Origin of the sequence: Chryseobacterium luteum, assembly GCF_000737785.1 — a bacterium.
In the GTDB taxonomy this organism is placed as follows: Bacteria; Bacteroidota; Bacteroidia; order Flavobacteriales; family Weeksellaceae; genus Chryseobacterium; species Chryseobacterium luteum.
The window spans coordinates 100,698-107,242 of the sequence record NZ_JPRO01000008.1 but is presented as its reverse complement, the minus strand read 5'-3'; the positions used below and the strand labels follow the sequence as shown (position 1 = coordinate 107,242).

5 protein-coding genes are annotated in these 6,545 nt (G+C 38.6%); 2 read left to right on the top strand and 3 right to left on the bottom strand.

Features of this window, described 5'->3' with window-relative positions:
* The coding region (locus tag IX38_RS11325) for an isoaspartyl peptidase/L-asparaginase (RefSeq protein ID WP_034704982.1) at positions 1–301 on the bottom strand (301 nt) is incomplete at its 3' end.
* A 171-nt stretch (positions 302–472) separates the two neighbouring features.
* On the bottom strand, positions 473–2,740 hold the full coding sequence (locus IX38_RS11320; RefSeq protein WP_034704979.1) for a glycoside hydrolase family 20 protein: 2,268 nt from the start codon (positions 2,738–2,740) through the stop codon (positions 473–475).
* Between the two features lie 101 nt (positions 2,741–2,841).
* On the opposite strand from IX38_RS11320, the gene IX38_RS11315 reads away from it, so the two are divergent.
* Complete coding sequence (locus IX38_RS11315; protein ID WP_034704976.1) at positions 2,842–3,642, top strand: DUF4197 domain-containing protein; 801 nt, start codon at positions 2,842–2,844, stop codon at positions 3,640–3,642.
* 107 nt (positions 3,643–3,749) lie between these two features.
* Here IX38_RS11315 and IX38_RS11310 read toward each other — a convergent pair whose 3' ends face one another.
* Positions 3,750–4,403 carry a CoA transferase subunit B gene (locus tag IX38_RS11310; protein WP_034704973.1) on the bottom strand — a complete coding sequence of 218 codons (654 nt, stop codon included), beginning with the start codon at positions 4,401–4,403 and terminating at the stop codon, positions 3,750–3,752.
* A 288-nt stretch (positions 4,404–4,691) separates the two neighbouring features.
* Between IX38_RS11310 and IX38_RS11305 the strand changes: the two genes are divergently transcribed.
* Positions 4,692–6,497 carry an ABC transporter ATP-binding protein gene (locus IX38_RS11305; protein WP_034704970.1) on the top strand — a complete coding sequence of 602 codons (1,806 nt, stop codon included), beginning with the start codon at positions 4,692–4,694 and terminating at the stop codon, positions 6,495–6,497.
* Positions 6,498–6,545: the final 48 nt, after the last annotated feature.

The following is a 6,545-nucleotide window of genomic DNA, read 5'->3' as shown; positions in this document are numbered from 1 at the left end:
CAAGGGTTACTCTGCCGTCCCTGTCCGGACGTCCGCCATAGCCTACGCTTCTTTCAGTCGGGTCCAATTCTACGAGACGAACTCCTTTTTCCACTGCATCCAGCGCTTTTCCTCCTTTTCCCAGAATGGTCCAGGCTTCTTCATTGGCTTTCAGTCCGAAATTCCAGGTGGAAAGCACAATAGGTTTTCCCGTTGCTGCAGGGTTATCCGGCAGCTCTCCGGCAATCAGATCCAGTGGATTTACGGCAAATGCCAGGGAAGCGGCGGCTGTTTTTTTGATGAAGTTTCGTCTACTTTGCATGGTTAGATATATTTGGCTTCCAAATTAGCAATTTTCCCGTTAGCAGAAAAGGAAAAAAGACCACAGCATCTTATCCATGGTCTTTTCTTATTTTTATGAGTAAGCTTATTCCTGAAATGTACCAATACAGCAAATTCTGTGAAGGATTATATTGCTATGCAGGCTATAGAGCTAATTTATACCGATTTCATCAACAAACAGCCATGCTTTTGAGTCTGCTCCCGGATTTCCGGCTGGAATAATGCCTGCGTTTTCTATCTTTATTTTGATGTATTTTGAGTTTTGATTTCCTACGTTTAATTTAATTTTTCCTTTTGCGTTTTGGATTTCGTCTTTTCCAATTTCCTTAATTATTTTGAAATTTTTATTATCATCGGAAACAAAGATCTGTGCAGATTTCGCCAGATGAATCCAGCTTCCTTTATTTTCCAAAGTATTAAAGTAAACTTCTGAAAAACTCGTTTTCTGCCCAAGATCAATCGTTGCAACAACATCTTTCCCCTGAAAGCCCAGCCACGTTTTCCCTAATTGTCTTGTGTTTCCGGTAATTCCGTCTACAAGGGTAAAAGCTCCGCCAAAGGAATAATTTTCACTCGGTTGTTGCTCTAATGTTATTTTTTTTCCTGTCGTTTTTGAAATTGTGAATTCCTGTGAAGAAACAGCGCTTTTCAGTTTTCCATCTTCAAAATAGGCAGATTTAACGGTTAAAGATTTTGAAACAGCAATAGGTCCCTGATAAACCTGTGAATCCATTGAGGGTTCTGTGCCGTCTGTTGTATACCGGATTCCTTCCGGATTTTGTGAGACTGTAAGTTCGTAAGCAATACCATTGCCGGCAGGGAGCACTTTTCCGGAGATATTATAAATGCTTTTTGCATAATTGACCTTCATCCTGTCCAGCACTTTGAACTGGCCGATTACTCTGTTTTCAAATTCTTTATAGTTCTTAGGATCTGCTGTTCCCCAGCCCACTTCGGAAAGTGCCATCAGTCTTGGAAATATCATGTACTCTACCTGCTTAAAATCAGGGATGTATTCTGTCCATAAATTGGCCTGAACCCCTAAAATATATTTGGACTGTTCGGCATTGAGTTCTGCAGGAATGGGATTATAGGAATAAACTTTATCCAAAGGGGTAAATCCTCCGAAAGCATTGGGCTCTGACTGCGGATCTCCCTGATAGTGATCAAAGTAACAATAGGCTCCCGGTGTCATCACTGCGAAATGTCCGGATTTTGCAGCTTCTATTCCTCCATTCACGCCTGTCCAGCTCATAACGGCAGCATTTGGAGCTAAACCTCCTTCAAGAATTTCGTCCCAGCCGATGATCTTTCGGCCTTTGCTGTTGACATATTTTTCAATTCTGTGGATGAAATAGCTTTGTAAGCCATGCTCGTCTTTCAGATTGTTTTTTTTGATCAGTTCCTGGCAGTGGGCACATTCTTTCCATCTTGTTTTAGGACATTCATCACCGCCGATGTGGATATACTGGGACGGGAATAATGCAATGACTTCATCAAGTACATTTTCCAGAAACGTAAATGTTTCTTCTTTCGGACAAAAAACATCGTCAAAAACACCCCATTTTGTAGCGGATTCAAATGGTCCTTTTGTGCAGGCAAGCCCGGGATAGGCAGACAAAGCAGCTAAGGCATGACCCGGCATTTCAATCTCCGGCACTACGGTAATATGTCTCTGTCCGGCATATTTAACAACTTCTTTAATTTGTTCCTGAGTGTAGAAATAGGGACCATAAGGTTTTCCGTCAAAAGTATTATCAACGTAAGCCCCGGTCATTGATTCTTTACGTTTTGAGCCTATCTGGGTAAGTTTCGGATATTTTTTAATTTCAATTCTCCAGCCCTGATCGTCTGTAAGGTGCCAGTGAAAGGTATTCAGTTTGTACATTGCCAAATAATCAATATACTGTTTAACCTCATCAACATTGAAGAAGTGACGGCTGACATCCAGATGCATTCCCCGCCATGCGAATTTTGGCTGATCCTGAATTTCCATGGCCGGGATTTCTCCATCCTCTCTATGTTCTTCAAACAGCTGGATCAGCGTCTGAAGGGCAAGAAAATACCCCTGCCTGGTATTGGAGCTTATAAAAATCCTTTTGGGCGAAATATCAATAAAATAACTTTCTTTATCTCCTTCAGGATCAATTGGAATTTTCGGCTGCGGAACCGGCATATACATTACATGCACTTTTTCTGTTTTGCTGCTGGACTGAAACTTAATCCGGGAACCGAGACGTTTTTTAAAATATTCTGTTTCTTCTTTTGGCAGCTGATCATTCAATATCAGTGTTTCAGGAATTACAAACCTGCCTTCCTGCATAATGACGCTTTGAGGATAGGGAATTAAATCCGGTTTTTTCTGGGCATGAAATACAGTGGAAAAAAGAGCAGAAAACATAATAAGAAAACGTCGCATTTAAGTATGATTAAGGTTTTAGCTAATATAATTATTTTCCAAAAATCTTCGGTCATTTAACTTATTAATTAATAAAGTATCTAAATTTGCAAAAATATACAATGAGAAAAAATATTCTATTCGCTGCAGCGTTATTGTTTTCAGTTTCTTCACAGGCACAAATCTTAGATATGATCAAGTCTACTGTTAAAACCCAAACCGGAGTTGATCTTGACAATCCCTCAAAACCCAAAACTTCTTCTACCAAAACCGCCACTCCGTCCAAAAATTCTCCCGTCAATCTTGGGAATCTGACCTCAACACAGATATCATCAGGATTAAAGGAAGCTTTAAGTATTGGAGTGACTGATGGTGTAAAAAAACTGGCTTTAACTGACGGTTTTCTAAAGAATGAAGCGGTAAAGATTTTAATGCCTGAAAAATTAAGAAAGATTGATACCACACTACGTTCGCTAGGCATGGGAAGCCTGGCTGATGAAGGGGTGAAATTATTAAACAGGGCTGCCGAGGATGCGGTAACGGAAGCCGCCCCTATTTTCACTAAAGCAATTACATCTATGACGATTACGGATGCGAAGAATATTCTTTTAGGATCTGATAATGCAGCGACAAATTATTTGCAGTCAAAAACTCAAAGTCAGTTATTTACTGCTTTTCAGCCGAAAGTAAAAGCTTCTTTAGGAAAAGTGGGTGCTGATACGGTTTGGAAGGGTTTAATTTCAAAATACAATACCTTAACCGGTCAAGCGGTAAGCACCGATCTTAATGAATATGTGACGACGGAAACCATTAATGGTGTATTTAAAATGGTTGCTGATAAAGAAAGCGGAATCAGAAATAATTCTGTAATGAGAACAACGAGTATTTTGCAGAAGGTTTTTGGAGCGCAGGATGGTAGATAATTTTCTTTTGTCTTGAAATAAAATTTATTTTCTTAATGCTGCGACTTGTTATGTCGATTAAATTACGCATAAAAAAACCTTGTCGATTGACAAGGTTTTTATTTTATTTAGAATTGCATTTCAGGGATTTCACCTTCAATGATGAGATCTGCTTCTGTAGATTTTACAATATGTTCTACTGAAACTCCAGGAGCTCTTTCAATAAGTTTGAAACCGGCCGGAGTTACGTCTAAAACAGCTAATTCGGTTACGACTCTTTTTACACAGTTGACACCCGTTAAAGGAAGTGTGCATTTTTTTAAGATCTTGCTTTCTCCAGCTTTGTTGACGTGCATCATGGCAACGATAATATTTTCAGCAGAAGCAACCAAATCCATTGCACCGCCCATTCCTTTTACCATTTTGCCAGGAATTTTCCAGTTGGCGATGTCTCCGTTCTCTGAAACTTCCATTGCACCAAGAATGGTAAGATCTACTTTCTGACCTCTGATCATCCCGAAACTAAAGGCTGAATCGAAAAATGAACCCCCTTCTAAAATGGTGATCGTCTGTTTTCCGGCGTTGATTACGTCTGCATCTTCTTCACCTTCGAAAGGGAAAGGTCCCATTCCCAGCACTCCGTTTTCACTCTGGAATTCTACGGAAATCCCTTCCGGAACGTAGTTAGCGACCAAAGTCGGGATTCCTATTCCGAGGTTTACATAGTAACGGTCTTTGAGTTCTTTTGAAATTCTTTTGGCAATTTGTTCTTTTGTGAGCATATTAAAAACTTAGACTGCAATTTAAATATTTTCACCTGAATACAAAAGGGCTTTATTATTCAAAATTATTACTGTTGCCTGAGTTCGGGATAAAGCTTTCTTTTTAATAATGTCCTTACGCAAAGTCTCCAGAAAATATCCTTGTCAATATTTAAACTTCTGACAAGGATAATACTATTTTTAACACAAATATTTTTTTCAATTATACGGAATGACAGGTCATCATAAAAATTATTAACACCGTTAGTCAAAATAATATCGTTAATTTTGCACCATTATTGATTAGAAATGAAAATACTTTTAAAATATCTTAAGCCTTACAAATGGTTGATTATCCTTTCTTTGTTTTTGGCGACCATTAATCAGGTTTTTTCTTTATTTGCCCCGGCAATTACCGGTAATATCCTCGATAAACTGGTTACTCACCCCAATTTTTTTGACAAAGAAAAATTATTACCCAGGAACCTGGATCAGTATTTATATGGAGAGGGTATTTATCACGGTGTATTCTATTTCTTAGGATTACTGATCGGAACGGCGATGGTGAGCCGAATTGCGAAAGCTTTTCAGGATTATGCAGTAAGCGTAATTACTCAAAAGTTTGGTGCAAAAATATTTACAGACGGCTTAAAACATTCAATGGCGTTGCCTTATCAGGAATTTGAGGACCAGAGAAGCGGTGAAACTTTATCAATTTTAACGAAAGTAAGAGAAGATACGGTAAAATTTATCACGAGTTTCATTAATATTTTCTTCGGAATCCTGGTGAGTATTATCTTCGTTTCTGTGTACGCAATCCGTTTGCATTGGTCGATTATGCCTGTGTACATCTGTGGAATTTTTCTGATTGCATTTATCACGAACTTACTGAGTAAAAGGATCAAAGGCATCCAGAAAAATATTGTTTCGGAAACTACGGCTCTGGCTGGAAGTACAACGGAAAGTTTAAGAAATATAGAAATTGTTAAAAGTTTAGGATTAACGAACCAGGAAGTGATCCGTTTGAATAATAACACTTATAAGATTCTAGGGCTTGAGCTTAGAAAGGTGAAAAGCATCCGTTCTTTAAGTTTTATCCAGGGAACGATGGTGAATTTTCTTCAGCAGATGATCACGATGACTTTGTTGCTGTTAATCTTTAAAAACATCGTTACTCCGGGACAATATCTGTCTCTGATGTTTTACGGTTTTTTCATTTTCGGACCGATGCAGGAAATCGGGAATATCATTATTTCTTACCGTGAGGCGGAAGCTTCTCTTTTTAATTTTGATAATTTAATGAAAAAAGAGGTGGAAGAAAAACCGCTTCATCCCAAACAAATCGGTGCGATTGAAGAACTGGAATTTAAGCATGTTTCTTTTAAGCATCAATCTGCTCAATATAAAGCATTAAATAATATTTCTTTTGATGTTAAAAACGGAGAAACCATCGCTTTTGTGGGACCAAGCGGCTCGGGGAAAAGTACATTGGTAAAATTGCTGGTTGGATTGTACAGACCTCAGGAAGGCAATATTTTTTATAACTCTATTAACGGAAAAGAATTTGATTTTGATGAACTGAGAAATCAGATTGGTTTTGTGACCCAGGATACCCAGCTTTTTGCAGGAACCATCAAAGAAAATCTTCTTTTTGTAAATCCTAATGCTACAGAAGTTGATCTGGAAATCGCTTTGCAGAAATCAAGCTGTACCGCATTGCTGGAAAGAGCTGAAAAAGGCATCGAAACCGTTATCGGCGAAGGCGGACTGAAACTGAGCGGCGGTGAAAAACAGAGAATTGCCATTGCAAGAGCACTTTTAAGGAAACCACATTTATTGATTTTTGATGAGGCTACTTCTGCCCTGGACAGTATTACTGAAGAAGAAATAACCTCTACCATTAAAGATATTTCCAAAGAAAAGGAACAAATCACGGTTCTTATTGCACACCGTTTAAGTACGATTATGCATGCGGACCGAATTTATGTTTTGGAACGCGGACAAGTCATAGAAATGGGCTCTCATGATAATTTGATTGCCGAAAAAGGTTTATACTATGCGATGTGGCGACAGCAGATCGGGGAAAGAAAAATGCTTATTTCACCGGAAGCATAATAAAAACAAAGGCGCTGAGAAAATTTCAGCGCCTTTTTTTTTATTTAA